The sequence below is a fragment of the Pseudomonas iridis genome (assembly GCF_017980685.1).
Lineage (GTDB): Bacteria > Pseudomonadota > Gammaproteobacteria > Pseudomonadales > Pseudomonadaceae > Aquipseudomonas > Aquipseudomonas iridis.
In genome coordinates, this window is record NZ_JACXXO010000005.1 from 170,919 (window position 1) to 190,361 (window position 19,443).

At 60.6% G+C, this 19,443-nt stretch carries 11 protein-coding genes and 1 pseudogene; all 12 read left to right on the forward strand.

Annotated elements, in window-relative coordinates; translation table 11 throughout:
- Positions 1-567 precede the first annotated feature (567 nt).
- The 12 genes and pseudogenes from glgA to IEQ42_RS11520 all read left to right on the forward strand — a co-directional run bounded on the left by glgA (position 568) and on the right by IEQ42_RS11520 (position 19,397).
- Positions 568-2,154, forward strand: a complete 1,587-nt coding sequence (gene glgA, locus IEQ42_RS11465) for a glycogen synthase GlgA (protein ID WP_210703598.1) — start codon at positions 568-570, stop codon at positions 2,152-2,154.
- Positions 2,155-2,172: 18 nt separating this feature from the next.
- A pseudogene (gene treZ / locus IEQ42_RS11470) lies at positions 2,173-3,861 on the forward strand (malto-oligosyltrehalose trehalohydrolase); the annotation flags it as partial.
- Between the two features lie 111 nt (positions 3,862-3,972).
- Positions 3,973-6,051 carry a 4-alpha-glucanotransferase gene (gene malQ, locus IEQ42_RS11475; RefSeq protein ID WP_210703599.1) on the forward strand — a complete coding sequence of 693 codons (2,079 nt, stop codon included), beginning with the start codon at positions 3,973-3,975 and terminating at the stop codon, positions 6,049-6,051.
- On the forward strand, positions 6,048-8,816 hold the full coding sequence (locus IEQ42_RS11480) for a malto-oligosyltrehalose synthase (RefSeq protein WP_210703600.1): 2,769 nt from the start codon (positions 6,048-6,050) through the stop codon (positions 8,814-8,816). Before malQ ends, IEQ42_RS11480 begins: the two co-directional genes overlap by 4 nt.
- Before the next feature lie 27 nt (positions 8,817-8,843).
- Positions 8,844-9,173, forward strand: coding sequence for a DUF2934 domain-containing protein (locus IEQ42_RS11485; RefSeq protein WP_210703601.1), 330 nt, complete (start codon positions 8,844-8,846; stop codon positions 9,171-9,173).
- Positions 9,174-9,395: 222 nt separating this feature from the next.
- Positions 9,396-11,555, forward strand: a complete 2,160-nt coding sequence (gene glgX, locus IEQ42_RS11490; protein WP_210703602.1) for a glycogen debranching protein GlgX — start codon at positions 9,396-9,398, stop codon at positions 11,553-11,555.
- 1 nt (position 11,556) lies between these two features.
- Positions 11,557-12,555 (forward strand): acyl-CoA dehydrogenase family protein, encoded by a 999-nt coding sequence (locus IEQ42_RS11495; RefSeq protein ID WP_210703603.1) that lies wholly within the window; start codon positions 11,557-11,559, stop codon positions 12,553-12,555.
- Positions 12,552-13,322, forward strand: a complete 771-nt coding sequence (locus IEQ42_RS11500; protein ID WP_210703604.1) for a PIG-L deacetylase family protein — start codon at positions 12,552-12,554, stop codon at positions 13,320-13,322. Before IEQ42_RS11495 ends, IEQ42_RS11500 begins: the two co-directional genes overlap by 4 nt.
- Positions 13,319-13,918, forward strand: coding sequence for an SAM-dependent methyltransferase (locus IEQ42_RS11505; protein WP_210703605.1), 600 nt, complete (start codon positions 13,319-13,321; stop codon positions 13,916-13,918). Before IEQ42_RS11500 ends, IEQ42_RS11505 begins: the two co-directional genes overlap by 4 nt.
- Complete coding sequence (locus tag IEQ42_RS11510) at positions 13,915-14,601, forward strand: glycosyltransferase family 2 protein (RefSeq protein ID WP_042559002.1); 687 nt, start codon at positions 13,915-13,917, stop codon at positions 14,599-14,601. The genes IEQ42_RS11505 and IEQ42_RS11510 overlap by 4 nt, the downstream gene beginning before the upstream one ends.
- A 155-nt stretch (positions 14,602-14,756) precedes the next feature.
- Positions 14,757-15,515, forward strand: a complete 759-nt coding sequence (locus tag IEQ42_RS11515; protein ID WP_210703606.1) for a PIG-L deacetylase family protein — start codon at positions 14,757-14,759, stop codon at positions 15,513-15,515.
- A gap of 114 nt (positions 15,516-15,629) precedes the next feature.
- The gene (locus tag IEQ42_RS11520; protein WP_210703607.1) at positions 15,630-19,397 is read left to right on the forward strand and encodes a YncE family protein; all 3,768 of its coding nucleotides are present in this window, start codon (positions 15,630-15,632) and stop codon (positions 19,395-19,397) included.
- Positions 19,398-19,443: the final 46 nt, after the last annotated feature.

Here is a 19,443-nt window from a genome sequence, read left to right on the forward strand (position 1 = left end):
CCGCCATCGCTGGCAAGCCAGCTCCCACAGGATTTGTGTACGCCGCCAGTCCTGTGGGAGCTGGCTTGCCAGCGATAAGGCCATTGAAGGCAACACGTTAACAAACCGCGCGCACCACAACAGTGCGCTCGTCTCCCTCGCTAGCACGAAATCGTGACCGACTGGTCACCGTTTTGACCCCTCCAGGCAAAAAAACCTGCCCTTCGTCGGTGCGTTTCCCTCCGCATACCTCCCCTCGCAACACCGCGTAACCGATTGTCGAACAATTTACCCATTTGCTCTGGCCCGCTCTAGGATCTGGCCTAGACTCATTTTCGCGAGGTAAAAACTGTCGGTCACAAACTCGGAAAAAAGTCGAAACTTTTGCAGAGCCCGGCGGGTCATCTCAAAGGTAGGGCTGAAGCGAGTGGTGCAATCCTTGCAATGGCCTCTCCACCCATTCTGCTTTGCGCGTGTTGGGTAGCGTTTGCTCCCCACTGCGCGGTGCGTTTGCGCCCGGCCACAGGATTTGGCCATGAACATCGTTTGTTTGAGACAAGAATCAGATCAAAAACACGGGAGATTCATATGATCAGTGCGGCATTGGACATTCAGGGAGAACGTGCTCAGCAGTCGATAGGCGAAGCGAGCACCGTCAGCATTCCCGGCAGCCGGTCGATCAACGTCCCGAGCAGCAAAACACTGACACCGGTAGCCAGTCAGAATCCCAACAAGAAAAAAGTATTGTTCGTGACATCGGAAATCGCCGATCTGGTGAAGACCGGCGGCCTGGGTGACGTGTCCGCCGCCCTGCCCCGCGCCATGGCGCATCTGCACGACGTCCGGGTGTTGATCCCCGGTTACCCGCAGGTGATGCACAGCGAAAACCCTATCCATATCATCGGCGAACTCGGCGGCCATGCAGCACTGCCGCCGTGCAAGATCGGGCGCATGGACATGCCCGACGGGCTGGTGATCTACGTGTTGATCTGCCCTGAACTCTACGAGCGTGAAGGCTCGCCCTACGGCGCCAACAACGGCCGCGACTGGCCGGACAACCACATCCGCTTCGCACGTCTGGGCCTGGCCGCTGCCGACATCGCCGCCAACCTCGCACAAATTCACTGGTGCCCGGACCTGGTGCACGCCCACGATTGGCCGGCTGGCCTGGCGCCTGCTTACATGCACTGGCGCGGTCAGCGTACGCCAACCCTGTTCACCATCCACAACCTGGCTTACCAAGGCGTGACCAGCCTGGGCTCGTGCCCTGAACTCGGCATCCCGAACCATGCCCTGCAACAGGAAGGCATGGAGTTCTACGGCAAGATGTCGTTCCTCAAGGCCGGCATGGCTTATTCGAGCCACATCACCACGGTCAGTGCGACCTACGCGCAGGAAATCACTACCCCGGATTTCGGCTGCGGTCTCGACGGTTTCCTCGCCGCCAAGACCCAGCAAGGTTTGCTCAGTGGCATCCCCAACGGCATCGATGAAAGCTGGGACGCCGCAACCGACCCGCACCTGTTCGCACCGTTCGCCATCGGCGACTGGGAAGGCAAAGCGGTCAATGCCGAGCACGTTCGCCAATTGTTTGGCCTTAAAGACTCCACTGGCCCGCTGTTCGCCGTGGTTTCGCGCCTTGTTTATCAGAAAGGCCTGGACCTGACCGAGGCTGTCTCCGAGTACATCGTGCAGAACGGAGGGCAGATCGCGATCATCGGACGTGGCGAACCGGAAGAAGAACAGGCCATGCGTGAGCTGGCGCTGCGCTTCCCGGGCCAGATCGGTGTGCGCATCGGCTTCAACGAAACTGACGCACGCCGCATGTTTGCCGGCAGCGATTTCCTGTTGATGCCTTCGCGTTATGAGCCTTGTGGCCTGAGCCAGATGTATGCGCAACGCTTTGGTTCGCTGCCCGTGGCGCGCAACACCGGGGGGCTGGCCGACACCATTGAAAATGGCATGACCGGGTTCCTCTTCGACGAATCCACGCCTGAAAGCTATCGCGAAGCGCTGAGCCGCGCGTTCAAGGTTTTCGCTTTCCCTGAACTGCTCAACGCCATGCGTTGCCGCGCCATGGCTGCGCCGTTCAACTGGTGCAAAGCGGTCGAGCCGTACGCTGAACTTTACGAAAAACTGGTCGCCAAGGCACTGGGTAAGGCTCACCACAAATAAGCAGGGAGTTTTTTAACGATGCCGTTACGGACCCAAGAGAACTGGCCCCACGGCGCGATCAAGCTGGACGCCGAACACACACAATTTGCGCTGTGGGCACCTGACGCGTTTTACGTCAGTGTAGAACTGGACAATGGAGAGTCGCTGCCGATGCTGCCTCAGGCAGACGGCTGGTTTGTGGTTAAGACCCGCTGTCCGGCGGGTACTCGCTACCGTTACAACATCGATGGCGAACTGGAGGTGCCCGACCCGGCCTCCAGAGCCCAGGACGGTGACATCGATCGCCACAGTGTGGTGGTCGACCCTCTCGCCTATCAATGGCAACACCTCACCTGGCACGGTCGCCCGTGGCACGAGGCGGTGATTTACGAACTGCACGTTGGCGCGCTCGGCGGCTTTGCGGCGGTTGAAACGCATCTCGCGCGACTGGCCGAAATGGGCATTACTGCTATCGAACTGATGCCGATCGCGCAGTATCCCGGCGATCGCAATTGGGGCTACGACGGCGTCTTGCACTACGCACCGCAAGCGTCCTACGGCACGCCCGAACAGCTCAAACACCTGATCGATACCGCGCACGGCCATGGTCTGGCGGTGATTCTCGACGTGGTCTACAACCACTTCGGACCCGACGGCAATTATCTCAACCGCTATGCCAAAGGCTTTTTCCGCGAGGACAAGCACACGCCGTGGGGCGCCGGGATCGATTTCCGCCGCCTGGAAATCCGTGATTTTTTCATCGAAAACGCTTTGATGTGGCTGCTGGAATACCGCTTCGACGGGTTACGCCTGGACGCGGTGCATGCCATTGAAGACCCGCAATTCCTGCGCGAACTGGCCCGACGCATCCGCCAGCAGGTCGATCCTTCCCGGCACGTCTGGCTGACTGTGGAGAACGAATTCAACCAGTCGAGCCTGCTCGAAGAGGACTACGACGCGCAGTGGAACGATGATGGGCATAACGCCCTGCACGTGCTGCTGACCGGCGAAACCGATGCGTATTACGCCGATTACGCGCTGCAGCCGACCGAGCAACTTGTGCGCTGCCTGAGCCAGGGCTTTGTGTTTCAGGGGCACATCACCCGCCATGGCGAGCCTCGGGGTGAACCGAGCGAACATCTTCCGTCCACCGCTTTCGTGCTGTTCTTGCAGAACCATGACCAGATCGGCAACCGTGCCTTTGGCGAACGCCTGCATCAACTGGCCGACCCTCGAGCCTTGCAGGCCGCGACCGTGTTGCTGCTGTTGTCACCAATGATTCCGCTGATGTTCATGGGCGACGAGTTCGCCGCCGAACAGCCGTTCCTGTTTTTCACCAGCCATCATGGCGAACTGGCGGAGTTGGTTCGCGAAGGCCGGCGCAATGAATTCGCCGCGTTCAGCGCCTTCGCCGATCCGCATAAACGCGAGCAGATTCCCGATCCCAATGCCGAGCAAACCTTCCACGCCTCGCAGCCACGACTGATAGACGGCGGCACCGCGCAGCAGCAGGAAACCCTCGCGTTGTACCGGCAACTTCTGCAATTGCGCCATCAGCACATCATTCCGCACCTCAGTGGCACACAGGCCCTTGGCGCGCAAATGCTGGGTTATGCGGCCGTCAGTGCGCGCTGGCGTCTGGGCGATGGCAGTGAGCTGCGAATCGACCTGAACCTCAGCGATACCGCAGTGGTCAACCCTCCACGGTCCGGCGCGGTGTGGCTGTTTCAAAAGCCGCCCGCCGTCGAACTGTCGGATGAAGGCCTGCTGCCACCGTATTGCGCGCTCGTCAGCCTCACGGCCGCAACCCCCCTTGCAACCTCTGAATGGAGAGCGCCTATGAGCGATGCGCAACTGGAAATTCTTGCCAGCCGAGCCGGCCTTGCCGTCGACTGGATTGACGCCAACGGGCGGCCGCAAAAAGTCGCCCCGGCGGTGCTGCGCAATGTTCTGATCGGCCTCGGCCACCCCGCCAGCACGGCGCTGGAAATCGACGCCAGCCTGCTTGAATTGCAAAAAGTCCAGCAAGACCGCCATCTGCCGCCGCTGTTGACCAGTGACGTGGGCGTCAGCGTTGACCTGGCCCGCTTTTTCAAACCCGAGACGCCGTGCGAAATCCACCTTGAAGACGGTTCGCGGATGAACCTGAAACTCGATTCGGAAGCCATGCTGCCTGGCGTGGTCCCGGTCGGCTATCAGCAAGTGCACATCGACGATCAGTACTTCACGCTGGCCGTGGCGCCGGAACGTTGCTTCAGTGTCGGCGATGCAGTCGACAACCCGCTCCCCCGCGCCTGGGGTCTGAGCGTGCAGTTGTATGGCCTGCGTCGGGCCGGCGATGGCGGTTTTGGTGATACTCAGGCCCTGGAAGAACTGGCCCGGGTTGCCGGCGAGCGCGGTGCCGATGCATTGGCGATCAGCCCGATGCACGCGATGTTCAGCGCCGACACCGGGCGATACAGCCCTTATTCGCCATCCAGTCGTTTGTTTCTGAATTCCCTGTATGCAGCGCCCGGCGCGATTCTCGGCGAGCGCGCCCTGCGCGATGCCATCGACAGCGCAGGCCTGGCGGCGCAGTTCGCGCAACTCGAAGACCTGAAACTGGTCGATTGGCCAACTGCCGCCGACGCCAAACAAAAACTGCTGCAAGCCTTGTATGAAGGCTTTGTCGCTGGCGACCATCCGTTGCACCCCGACTTCGCCAGTTTCCGTCACGCCGGTGGTGATGCGCTGGAAAACCACTGCCGCTTTGAAGCCATTCAGGAAATGCGCGCCGCCCGTGGCGAAAGCCTTGACTGGCGCGAATGGCCCGAGCACTGGCACGACCCGCGTGGCGCTGCCCTCGGCGCATTCGCCGAGGAGCACGCCGAGCGCATCGGCTACTTCGCCTTTTGCCAATGGCTGATCCACCGCTGCCTGGAACGCGCCCAAACCGCTGCACGCAGTGCTGGCATGGGTATTGGCCTGATCGCCGACCTGGCGGTCGGTGCCGATGGCGGTGGCAGTCAGGCCTGGAGTTTTCAGGATGAGCTGCTCGCCTCGCTGACCGTTGGCGCGCCGCCCGACATCCTCAATCGTTCCGGTCAGGGCTGGGGGATTTCCGCATTTTCTCCCGAAGGTCTGATCCGCAATGGCTTTCGTGCATTCATCGAAATGCTCCGTGCCAACTTCGCCCATGCCGGCGGCCTGCGCATCGACCATGTCATGGGCCTCCAGCGGTTGTGGGTGATTCCCAATGGATCGGCGCCGGCTGACGGTGCGTACCTGTATTACCCGGTGGATGATTTGCTGCGTTTGCTCACCCTTGAGTCCCACCGCCATCAAGCCATCGTCCTCGGTGAAGACCTCGGTACCGTGCCCGACGGTCTGCGGGAAAAACTCATCGCCCGCTCCATACTTGGCATGCGCGTGCTGTTGTTCGAACAGAACAACACCCATTTCAAACCGATTCTCGACTGGCCGGACAACGCACTGGCGACTACCAGCACCCACGACCTGCCGACGCTCAACGGCTGGTGGCATGGTCGCGATATCGACTGGAACTCCCGACTCGGTTTTGTCGACGGCAACGGCGAAATCGAATGGCGCCGCTACCGCCAGCGTGAGCGCGAAGGCTTGCGCAGTGCCTTGAGTCAGGACCCACAGAATTTTCGCGAAGAGTCCCACGAAGCCGATCAAATCGTCGACGCCGCTGTGCGTTACCTCGGCCATACCCGCGCACCGCTGGTGCTGCTGCCGCTGGAGGATGCGCTGGGCATCGACGAGCAAGCCAATCTGCCGGGCACCATTGACACGCACCCGAACTGGTCGCGGCGATTGCCCGGCAACAGCGAAGCATTGCTTGACGGTGCGGATGCCGCGCGGCGTCTGGAACTCTTGGCGTGCGCGCGCCTGCAAGCTGCCGAGCGTGACCAATGAACCAGGCGAACATCCAACCGTTGCGCGCCACCCTGCGACTGCAATTTCATAAAGGCTTCACCCTCGAACAAGCCGTGCCTCTGGTGCCGTACTTTGCCCGCCTCGGCATCAGCCACATTTATGCCTCGCCACTGCTCGCCGCACGCGCCGGTTCTATGCACGGCTATGATGTGGTCGACCCGACGCAAGTCAATCCGGAACTGGGTGGCGAGCCTGCGCTGCGCCGTTTGGTCAGTACCCTGCGCGAACATGGTATGGGGCTGATCCTCGACATCGTGTCCAACCACATGGCTGTGGGCGGCAACGACAATCCGTGGTGGCTGGACTTGCTGGAGTGGGGGCGTCTGAGCCCTTACGGCGAGTTCTTCGACATTCAGTGGCACTCGCCGGACCCATTGATGGAAGGCCAGTTGCTGTTGCCGTTTCTGGGCAGTGATTACGGTGTCGCGCTGCAAGAGGGCACGCTCAAGCTGCGGTTCAATGCGCAAACCGGCGGCTTTTACGTCGAGCACTATGACCATCATTTCCCGATCTGCCCGAACGATTACGGCAAGTTGCTGAGATCCGAAGAAGCGCTGAAATCCCTGGCCGATCGTTTCAGCTCACTCAGCTACCAGACCGATGCTCATTCGCTGGCCATTCCTCTGAAAGAAGAGCTTCGGCAATTGGCAAGCGAGCCGCAGATTCTCGCAGCCATTGACAGCAATCTGGCGCATTACGACTCCACCACCGAAGAAGGTTTCCAGAAGCTGCATCAGTTGCTGGAACGCCAAAGTTATCGCCTGGCCAGTTGGCGCACGGCGGCGGATGACATCAACTGGCGGCGCTTCTTCGACATCAATGAACTGGGCGGTTTGCGCGTCGAACGTCCGGCGGTCTTCGAAGCGACTCACGGCAAAATCTTCCAGTTGATCGCCGAAGGTTTGGTGGATGGCCTGCGCATCGACCATATCGACGGCCTGGCCGACCCGCGTGGTTATTGCCGCAAGTTGCGCCGGCGTGTCGATCTGCTCGCGCCGGGGCGTCATTTGCCGATCTACATCGAGAAGATCCTCGGTGCCGGCGAAACCCCGCGCCGCGACTGGGCGGTAGATGGCACCACCGGTTACGAGTTCATGAATCAACTGTCGCTGCTGCAACACGATCCCGACGGTGAACACGTGCTGGGCGACTTGTGGCAACGCCGCACCGAACGCCCTGCCGCGTTCATCGAAGAGGCGCAACTGGCGCGTCAGCAGATCCTCAACGGCTCGCTGGCCAGCGATTGCGAAAGTGTTGCGCAGGCGTTACTGCAAGTGGCCCGCGATGACTTGATGACCCGCGACCTGACCCTCGGCTCCATCCGCCGGGTCTTGCAGGCGTTGATTGTGCATTTCCCGGTGTATCGCACCTACATCAGCGCGATGGGCCGCTCCGCTCAGGATGAGGTGTTTTTCCAGCAGGCCATGGACGGTGCGCGGCAGACCCTCGGCGAAGGCGACTGGCCGGTGCTCGACTGCGTCGCGGCTTGGCTCGGTGGCACGCCGTGGCGGCAGAAGCCGCGCGGGCGTTCACGCAAGATCCTCAAGCACGCTTGCGTACGCTTCCAGCAACTGACTTCACCGGCAGCCGCCAAAGCCGTGGAAGACACGGCGCTGTATCGTTCGGCCGTGTTGTTGTCGCGCAATGACGTCGGCTACAACACCGAACAGTTCAGCGCACCGGTCAGCGATTTCCACGAGATCAATCAGCAGCGTCTGGAGCAGTTCCCCGACAACCTGCTGGCCACCGCCACCCACGATCACAAACGCGGCGAAGACACCCGCGCGCGCCTCGCTGTTCTCAGCGAGCGCAGCCACTGGTACGCCGAACAGATCGAACTGTGGCGTGCCCTCGCCCGCCCGGTGCGCAGTGACGATCAAATGCCGTCGACCGGCGATGAGCTGATTCTCTATCAAGCCCTGCTCGGCAGTTGGCCGCTGGATCTGCAAGATGGCGATCAGGCCGGATTGGCTGACTACGCCAAACGCATCTGGCAGTGGCAGCAGAAAGCGTTGCGCGAAGCCAAGCTGCAAAGCAGTTGGAGCGCTCCCAACGAAGCCTATGAAAACGCCGCGCAGTCGTTCACCGAAAAACTGCTCACCGGCGAAGAGGGCGAACTGCTGCGGGGGGCTCTGCACAAGACCGTCAACAGCATCGCTGCCGCCGGCGCGCTCAACGGCTTGGCGCAGACTTTGCTGCGCATGACCGTGCCGGGTGTGCCGGATTTGTATCAGGGCAACGAGTTCTGGGACTTCAGCCTGGTCGATCCGGACAATCGTCGGCCGGTGGATTACGCCGCTCGCGAGCACGCTCTGGAAGCAGCGTTACCGGTCGGGGAGTTGCTGCACAATTGGCGTGACGGGCGCATCAAGCAGGCCTTGATTGCCCAGGTGCTGAACCTGCGCGTCGAGCATGCCGAGTTGTTCCGCCGCGGCTCGTATCAGGCCCTGGAGGTGCTGGGCAGCCAGGCGCACAACGTGCTCGCCTTTGTCCGCGAACATGCAGGGCTGCAAGCTATCGTCATCGTGCCGATTCGCTGCGCGAGCTTGCTGGAAAACAGTGCTGTGCCGCAGGTCGATGCGCTGCGCTGGGGCGATACGCGAGTGGTTTTACCGTTCGCCGCCTCTGACACAAACCTGAAGGGACTTTTTGCAACCCGCGCAGTCACAAAAAACAGGGAGTTGAAAGTCAGCGACGCGCTGGGGGATGTCCCGGTCAATCTCTATATCCAACACTTAACCTAAGCGTGAGTTCAGTTCAGGAGTATTGCGATGAGTACCGACGATAAACGCATTCGCGAGTTCGCCTATCAGATCTGGGAATCTGAAGGTCAACCGCAAGGCCAGGAAGAACGCCACTGGGAGATGGCGCGCAAACTGGCCGAGGCCGAAGCACTGGCGCCGAAAAAATCGCCCAAGGCTGCCGGCAGTAAAACCGCTGGCAAGTCTGCAACCGCCAAGACAGCAGACAGCAAAACCGCAGCGGCAAAACCTAAAGCGGCGTCCAAGGCCAAGCCTGCAAGCCCTGCCTCGGTGATCCCGCCGGGCGAAAAAGCCGCCGAGAAAAAACCGCGAGCCGCACGCAAGCCCCCGGCGAACTGACGCTCTTCCGATTATTGAACTGAACCACCGTGTGGCGAGCGTGCTCGCCACCGAGGGCTCACTCGCTGAAAAAAGCACACAAACACCTGTGGGAGCGAGCCTGCTCGCGAAGACGTCGGTACATCCGACATTGCTGTCAGCTGACCCACCGCCTTCGCGAGCAGGCTCGCTCCCACAGGGGCTTGTGTAATACGAACTACCCCGAATTTTGCAGGAGCAATCATGACCCGTCCAAATAAAGCCGAGCCCGCCGCACACGCTGAACCATCGAGAATTCGTGAGGGTCTGCCCTTCCCGCTCGGCGCGACCTGGGATGGCTTGGGGGTGAACTTTGCCCTGTTCTCCGCCAACGCCACCAAGGTTGAACTGTGCATCTTCGATGATGCCGGCGAAGTCGAACTCGAACGCATCGAACTCCCGGAATACACCGACGAGATCTATCACGGCTACCTGCCCGACGCGCACCCGGGGATGATCTACGGCTACCGCGTTTATGGCGCGTATGACCCGGCCAACGGTCACCGCTTCAACCACAACAAACTGCTGATCGACCCGTATGCCAAACAACTGGTTGGCGAACTGAAATGGTCGGAAGCGCTGTTCGGCTACACCATCGGCCACCCCGACGCCGACCTCAGTTTCGACGAACGCGACAGTGCGCCATTTGTACCCAAGTGCAAGGTCATCGATCCGGCGCACACCTGGGGCAATGACCAGCGCGTCAGCGTGCCGTGGGACAAAACCATCATCTATGAGACCCATGTGCGCGGCATCAGCATGCGACACCCATCGGTGCCGGAAAACGTGCGCGGCACCTTCGCCGGTTTGATGAATGACGATGTGCTCAAGCACATTCGCAGCGTCGGGGTGTCGTCGGTGGAGTTGCTGCCGATCCACGCTTTCGTCAACGACCAGCATCTGCTGCACAAGGGCATGACCAATTACTGGGGTTACAACAGCATCGCGTTCTTCGCCCCGGACCCGCGTTATCTGGCCAGCGGCAAGATCGCCGAGTTCAAGGAGATGGTCGCGCACCTGCACGAAGCCAACCTCGAAGTCATCCTCGATGTGGTCTACAACCACACCGCCGAGGGCAACGAGCAAGGCCCGACCCTGTCGATGCGCGGTATCGACAACGCGTCGTACTACCGCCTGATGCCGGATGACAAACGCTATTACATCAACGATTCCGGCACCGGCAACACCCTGGACCTGAGTCACCCGTGCGTGCTGCAAATGGTCACCGACTCGCTGCGTTACTGGGCCAGTGAAATGCATGTCGACGGTTTCCGCTTCGACCTCGCGACCATTCTCGGTCGCTATCACGACGGTTTCGACGAGCGTCACAGCTTCCTTGTGGCCTGCCGTCAGGACCCGGTGCTGCGTCAGGTGAAAATGATCGCCGAACCTTGGGACTGCGGTCCCGGTGGTTATCAGGTCGGTAACTTCCCGCCGGGCTGGGTCGAGTGGAACGACAAGTTCCGCGATACCGTGCGTGCGTTCTGGAAAGGTGACGACGGCCAGGTGGCCGACTTCGCCGCCCGCATGACCGCATCCGGCGAGATGTTCAACCAGCGTGGTCGGCGGCCGTATTCGTCGGTGAACTTCATCACCGCCCACGACGGCTTCACCCTCAATGACCTGGTGTCGTACAACGACAAGCACAACGAGGCCAACGACGAGAACAATCAGGACGGCAGCAACAACAACCTGTCGTGGAACCATGGCGTCGAAGGCCCGACCGACGATCCCGAGATCAATGCCCTGCGCCATCGGCAGATGCGCAACTTCTTCGCCACCCTGCTGCTGTCCCAGGGCACCCCGATGATCGTCGCCGGTGACGAGTTCGCGCGGACTCAGGACGGCAACAACAACGCATATTGCCAGGACAGCGAAATCGGCTGGGTCAATTGGGACCTGAGCGAGGACGGCAAAGCCCTGCTGAAATTCGTCAAACGCCTGATCAAGCTGCGCCTTGCTTACCCGATCCTGCGCCGTGGCCGTTTCCTGGTCGGCGAATACAACGAAGACATCGGCGTCAAGGACGTGACCTGGCTGGCACCCGATGCCACCGAGATGACCACCGAGCATTGGCACGACGCCAATAACCGTTGCCTGGGCATGCTGCTCGATGGCCGCGCGCAGGAAACCGGCATCCGCCGCAAGGGCGCCGATGCGACCCTGCTGCTGGTGGTCAACGCCCACCACGACGTCGTCAACTTCACCTTGCCGGAAGTGCCTGAGGGCAGCTTCTGGACGTGCATGATCGACACCAATCAGCCGTCGATCCGTGGTCAGGAACGCTTCGACTTCGGCCACGAGTACTCGGTCACCGGGCGTTCGCTGCTGCTGTTTGAACTGCAACGTGATGAAGAAGATTGATATGGACTTGCAAAACTATCTCGCCCGCCGCCCCCCGGACTACAGCGATACCTTAGCGCTGGGTGGTTGCTTGCGGGCGATGGTCGAGGCAGGACTCGACCGCTTGCCGCTGCCGGGCAGCGGTCACACGCTGCAGCGTTGGCAGCATCTGGCCAATGTCAGCGGCCACGATCTGGGGCTGTGCAAACTCTATGAAGGCCACACCGACGCGCTGGCTATCATCGAGCAACTGGGCGGTTCGCCAACGCCGGGCAGCACGTGGGGCATGTGGGCGGCAGAACCGCCGCAGGCGCGGGTGCAGGTGAGACCCGCCGGGCACTTGGTCACGTTGCATGGACGCAAGGCCTGGTGTTCTGGCGCTGCCGTTCTCAGCCATGCGCTACTTACTGCGTGGGACGCCGATGATCAACAGCAACTGGTTGCGGTCGCACTCGATCAACCGGGCGTGACCGTCACCGACCAGGGCTGGCAAGCCGTTGGCATGGGCGCTACCGGTAGCGTCGAAGTGTTGTTCGACGGCGCCGAAGCCCAGGCCATTGGCAATCCCGGCGACTACCTGCAACGTCCGGGGTTTTGGCAGGGCGGGATCGGCATCGCAGCCTGCTGGTATGGCGCGGCACGGCAGATTGGCGAAGTGTTGCGCCAACAGTGCACGCAGCGACAAGAACCACACGCCCTCGCCCACCTCGGCGCAGTCGATACGGCGTTGCAGGCGGCCGCCGATGTGTTGCGTTTCAGTGCCTTGCACATCGATGCGCATCCGGAAGAGAACGCTGAACTCCTCGCCCGTCGCGCCCGCGCCGTGGTCGAACAGTCGGCTGAGCAGGTGATTCGCGAAGCTGGCCGCGCACTAGGCGCCGGGCCGTATTGCAAGGATCGGCATTTCGCCCGCCTCATCGCCGACTTGCCCGTGTTCCTGCGGCAAAGCCACGCCGAACGCGACCTCGCCGCCCTCGGCCAAATAGTTGCCGCGCAATCCGCTGAGGCCTGGACGCTATGAACGCTGCGCAGAAAGACAATCCGATCGTGGGTCACGGCACGTCCTTGCAGCAATGGCAGAACTCGCGGCATCTGGCGGAACTGGACAGCATCGATATCCTCGAGCTTGTGCCTGCGGGCGCCCGGGCGGTGATCATTGCACCGCACCCGGACGATGAAGTGCTGGGCTGCGGCGGCATGTTGCAACTGCTTGCCGCCGCCGACCGCCCGGTGCAACTGATCTCGGTCACCGACGGCTGCGCCAGTCACCCCGGCTCGGAGCGCTGGCCGGTGGAACGCCTGAGCGTGGTCCGTCCGCAAGAGTCCGCCGAAGCCTTGCGCCGGCTCGGCTTGCCGATGCATCAACTGAAGTGGCTGCGCGGTGGTTTCGCCGACACCCAGGTGGCCGCTCAGGAGTCTGCATTGAGCGACTTTATCGAGCGCTATCTACGTCCCGGCGACGTGGTGTTTACCACTTGGCGTGAAGACGGCCATTGCGACCACGAAGCCGTCGGCCGCGCCAGTGCCGACGCTGCGCGCAGGGTCGGGGCAAGCTGCCACGAACTGCCTGTGTGGACGTGGCACTGGGCAACCCCCGAAGACGCGGTCGTGCCGTGGCAACGAGCACGCAAGATTCTGCTGACGCCCGAACAAGTCGCACGCAAACGCCACGCAGTGCACGCCTTCGCCAGTCAACTGGAAGGTGATCCCGCCGCCGGACTCGCCCCGGTGCTGGCGCCGCATATTCTCGAGCGTCTACTCCAGCCCTTCGAAGTGGTGTTTTTATGAGCGTCGAGGATCGGTATTTCGAAGGCCTGTTCGCAGGCAACGATGACCCTTGGGCCTTCCGCGAACGCTGGTACGAACAGCGCAAACGCGCGGTTACCCTCGCGGCGTTGCCTCGTGCGCACTATCGGGCGATTTTCGAACCGGGCTGTGCCAATGGCGAGTTGAGCGCAGAACTGGCCAGCCGTTGTGACCGACTGTTGTGCTGTGACACGGCAAGTGCTGCGGTGAAACTGGCGCGAACCCGATTGGGCTTGTTTGATCACGCCGAAGTCCGCCAGAGCCGCTTGCCCGGCGACTGGTCGGAGGAAAAATTCGACCTGATTGTATTTAGCGAAATCGGCTACTACCTCGATAGCAAGGATCTGACAGAAGTGATCCGTCGGATCAGCGATTCCCTGACCGCCGACGGGCAATTGCTGGCCTGTCACTGGCGCCCGCCCATTGAAGGCTGCCCGCTGAACGCACGGCAGGTTCACGATCTGATTCACGAACAATTGCGGCTGCCGCGTGTGGCGCTGCACCAGGAGTCGGACTTCATTCTCGAGGTGTGGAGCCGCGAGCCGCGCTCGGTGGCAGCATTGGAGGGCTTGCGATGATTGGCATTCTGATCCCGGCGCACAACGAAGAAGACCTGCTCGACGAATGCCTGAGTGCGGCCATACGCGCCAGCCAGCACGGTTTGCTCGCTGGAGAGCGAGTCGAAGTGCTGGTGGTGCTCGACAGCTGCACTGATCGCTCGGCGCAAATCGTCAGCCGCTATCCAGTGCAGAGTCTGCACATTGAGGCACGCAACGTCGGCCAGGCCCGCGCCGCGGGTGCACAACTGTTACTGGAGCGCGGCGCCCGCTGGATCTCCTGCTCGGATGCTGACAGCCGGGTCGCCGATGACTGGCTGGTGGCTCAACTCGGGCTGGGCGCGGACGCGGTGTGCGGCACGGTCACTGTCGAGCGCTGGCATGAGTCATTCGATGAAGCGGCGCAAATCCACTATCACCGAAACTACCGGGCCTGCGATGGTCATCGGCATATCCACGGCGCCAATCTGGGCATCAGTGCTGACGCCTATCGGTGGGCCGGAGGCTTTAAACCGCTGGCGTGCGACGAAGATGTGCAACTGGTCCGGGAGCTGGAACTGGTCGGTGCCAACATCGCTTGGAGTCATCGCCCACAGGTTCATACCAGCGCTCGCCTGGACAGTCGGGCCCGCGGCGGTTTTGGCGACTATTTGCGTCATCTGGCACAGTTGGACGCAAAAAAACCGGATCAGATTGATCTGTGACGCGACGAATCTGAGTTCATGGGCAATACTCCTGTGCGCGGCAATCCAGGATTCGGAGCGCTGCCAGGCAATCAACCAGCCTTCAGGGGTCGACCACGTCGGATTTCATGACGGTGAGCGCGATCGAGGGCGAGACAAACAAGGACGTCACACCCATGAAACCGTTATCGCTAACTGAAGGTCCTTCGTCGGCGCAAATCTGGAATAGCGCGGCGCAACTCGACAACATCCCCGTCATCAACACCCGCAGCCTGGTGCCCACCGGCGCACGCGCGGTGATCATCGCGCCGCATCCCGGCGACGAAGTGGTGACCTGCGGCGGCCTGCTGCAATTACTTTCAAGCCTGGGCCATCCACTGCAATTGCTCTCCATCACCGATGGCAGCGCCAGCCATCCCGGTTCGCGACAATGGTCGGAAAAACGCCTGAGCGTATTCCGCCCGCAAGAAAGCGTCGAAGCCCTGCGCCGCCTCGGCTTGCCGATGCACAGCCTGAAATGGGTGCGCGGCGGCTTCACCGACAACGCCCTGAGCGATCAGCACAGCCAGCTGACCGAGTTCATCGGCCGTTACCTGCGGCCCGGCGACGTGGTGTTCAGCACTTGGCGCGGCGACGGCAACGACGACCATGAGGCAGTCGGTCGCGCCGCCGCCGAAGCCTCAGAACTGGCCGGGGCGACCTTCCACGACGTACCGGTCTGGGCGTGGCATTGGCCAGAGCGCGACCAGCAATTGATCCCTTGGCAGCGAGCGAGAAAACTGCGTCTCGACACCTGGACGGTTGCCCGCAAAAGCCACGCCACCCACGCTTACGCCAGCCAGCTCAAGGGCGAACCGGCACTGGGCATCGCACCGATGCTGCCGCCGGTTATTCTTGAGCGGATGCGTTTGCCGTATGAGATTGTTTTCGTCTGACTTGGCACTCTCGCACGAATGACCATTCGTCGGCACCTGTCAGATCTGACAGGTGCGCAATCTTCCCATTCAGCGCGTAATGACTCCGGCCCCTAACGACCGGAGTTCCCGCCCATGTCCGCCAATGACCTGCCCGAAAACAGCACCCTGACCTTAAAGGAACTCGACATCCCCGGCCGCACTGGCCCGGTATCCGAAGAGCCTGAGATATGGGGCATCAACCGGGCAGCTGCGCATGACAACTTCCCCCGTCAGGGCCTGTTGTGCCGGGCCGGGCCGTGGGATGTGATGAGCATTGGCGACGCACTCGATATTAAAATTGAAGGGCAGCAAGTCGAGAAAAAAATCGTCAAGGAGCACGAGGTCGGCACAGAGCTGCAGATGTTCGTGCCCGCAGCCCGCCTCCACGAAGGTCCATTGACCGTCTCCTACACGGTCACCCGCCTCAACCAGACGCCTGAAAATTCAGAGGTCACGCGCTATCTGTTCAAGGATACCCTCCCCGGCGGTCACGACGAAGACGATGGGCCGGGGCATTCGAAGCTGATCATGAGCATCCCGCCGGAGATCATCAGCGGCGGCATTGACAAGGACAACGTCGCCGACGGTTTCCTGATCACCATCGGCAAGGCAGACGGCTTGCCGCCCTACCCATTCGCAGCGGCCGGTGATCGGATCCAGGTGAGCGTTGGCGGGGTATTTGTGCTCAACGAGGGGCTCACTCAGGATCAGGCCGACGGCAAGACAGCGATCACCATTCACATCGGCGAAGCCACCCTGCGCGAGGCTGGCGACTCCGATTCCAAAGGTTTAGCGGTGGTCTTCGAGGTCTACGATCTGGTGGACAACCGTTCCGAAGACTGGAGCTTCGAGCAACGCGTGGTGGTTGCCATCGACACGACCCTCCTGGACGCGCCGCTGCTCGAGGAAGCCGTCAACAACGTGCTGGATGTCGACAAGCTCGGCACCGCCGACGGCACGGCGCAGATCGTCGCCCTGGACCCCAGCAAATTCAAAGTGGGCGACATCATCATTTTGCGCATCAAGGGAACTCCGGTGGAAGGTGCGCCCATCGATATCGAGATCAAGAGTGAACCGCTGGTCAGCGTGCCAAGCATTGTCAACATATCGGTGCCCAACGCTGTACTGGGACAATTTGCCAAAACGCAATTTGCGTTGTCCTTTTGGTTGCCAAGTGCCGACGGTTCTCCAGAGCTGCGCTCCAAAACCCAGTTCATCAGTGCCATCGGTGAGGTGCAGCGGCTGGCCGCACCGGTTGTCCGGGACGCCTCGGATGGCGCGCTGGACCCGACACTGGAGCAGGTGGTCTTTCTGATCCCGTTCGATGAATCGTTCGTCGCCGGCGACTCCATCGAACTGCACTGCCTCATCATTCGTTCCGACCTGACCCCCTACCTGCTCAAGTTGCCGTTACGCACGATCACCAATGGTGACATCGCGGCCAAAGAGCCGCTGCAAATAAACGCCTCCCGTGATCCGCTACTGGATTTGGCCAAGGGCGGCACGATGGAGGCGTACTACCTGTCGCACATTGCAAGCACGGTGCTCGGCACGATGAACCGGGTCAACGCCACCCATACTACCCGCGAATCGATCCACGCCGAGATCCTGCAAGTCGGCGAGCCGCGCCTGGAATTGCCGGAGCCGGAAGTGGCCGGCGTCGTCAACGGTGTCATGCCGCCCGATAGAGACGGCACCACGCTGACCGTGTCCTACCTGGACACACATCCCGGCGATGTCGTGACCTACTGTTGGGTCGGCTCAAAAACCGGCACGGTCTGCGACTCGATCACACTGAACTCGTTCACCGCGGGCAAACCCATCCAGTTCACCATCGGGGCCGGGCTGATCAAGAACAATGAAGGTGGGATGGTTGAGGCGAAATATTCCATCAAACGCGCGGCGGGTGGCACCAGTCATTCCAACCCGCTGACGTTCCGTGTCGGGGTGGCGCTGGAGCTCAAAGCCCCCGCCATCGAACAAGCGCCGAATGGTTCCACCCTCGATCCCTTTGCGGCGGAGGATGCGCTGACCGCAATTATCAATTACGACATGCGCATTGGCGACAAAATCACCGTGACCTTGACCGGCGCCCCCGGCACCCCGGCCGGCGGCTCGCACACCACGGCGCCAGTGAACGTGACCACCATTGGTGTGCAGAAGATTGAGATCGACACCTCGGTTCTGGCTTTCAACTTCGGCAAATCTGTGAGTGTGCACTGCACCGTGAGCCGTGATGGCGAATCCAAAGATTCGCAGCTGTTGCTGCTGGCGGTGTTGCCGATCAAGGATCATGACCACAGCCTGCCAAGCCCGATCATCAATGGCAACACCAGCTCCGAACTGGACACCACCACGCTGGCCCGCGGCGCAAAAACACGCATTGCACGCTGGTCGCATAACGCACAGGGGCAACCCCTGTGGTTGCTCTATCTGAAAGACGACGACCCTACGCCCTTCGCCATAACTTACGAGGCCACGCCAACCCCTGCGGCGGGACTGCCCAACGGGATGTATCCCGATACTCCGGTGGCTGCACTCAAGGCACTGCCGAACGGAGCGCGGGTGCGGATTGAGTTCAGGGTCGGCTTTGATCACAGCCCCGATGAAAGCAAAGCGGTAACTTTTCCGGTGCGCACCTATACCATCAAGGCTGTGGAGGATCTGAAGCCGCAAATTACATCCATCAAAGGCTCACCGAGCGGGGATGAAATTCTCGAGGGTGGCATTACCGTGGAAACCGCCGTCACCCTGACTGGCACTGCCACCAAAGGCCAGAAAGTTGAAGTGTTCGACGGCACGACGTCCAAGGGGCAGCCCGTAGTTCATGCGACCACCGGCCTCTGGGAACTGGCCGTTAACGAACTTAGCGTGGCTGCGCACAGTTTCAAAGCCAAGGCCTTGTACGGCTCGGGCGCAGAGTCGGCAGTCCGGACGTTCACCGTGGCAGACAAACTGAAAATCACATACATTCAAGATCCACAGGAGATGACGGTAAGTCCCGATGGAAAATTCGCCTATGTAGGCTGTAGGGAAGAGCCATATCGTACAGATGATAGATCGCTGAACCTGATCAATCTCGCGACACAGACGATAACGAAAACTGTGGACATGGACTTCCTCCCTCGTGCAGTACTCTCCCCAGACGGCAGGCGAATCTACGTTTGTGCGGGCAACATCGTCGAGTACGATGCAACTGACTTGACGCTCGAACGGACCTACACTCTCAAGTATCACCCTGCATCATTGGCTTTAAGCCCTGACAACACCCGATTCTATTGCGTAATCTCTGACAGCCAATCTTCACCCCCTGGAAAACTGGAGGTAATTGATATTGCCGACGGCCAGACTATTCAAACAATAGACTTGGGATATAACGTGGAAAAAAACCTTATAAATCCCGAAGGCAGTCGAGTTTATGTTGTAAGCCGAAATAGTATAGGTACTGCGGAAGGAGGAGTTGGCGTAATTGACACCAGCACTTTGAGACTTATTGACGTAATTGAGACCGGACACAACCCTTCCGACATGGTCGCAAGCCCTGACTGGGAATTCTTATATGTCACAAGGGAAAGTTCAAATGAATTAATCGAAATCAGCACCCGCACAAATAAGGTTACACGCCGCATTCCAACCAAGTTAAAAATAGCAAAGTTAGCAATCACGCCAGATGGAAAACATTTGTGTGGTGTCGGGCCTGAAAATAATAACGAAGCCACAATATTCGATACCAACACACTGAATGCTCGCCCCATCCCTGCTGGCCGCAGGCCTTCCGCAGTAGCCTTCAGCAAGGACGGTCAGCGCGTATACATCTGCAATTCTCAGGACGGCAACATATGGGATTTCTCTTGGCTATAAGGATTTTCCTGGAAATTTAAATGAGCGATCTGTCGTAGCGGATTAC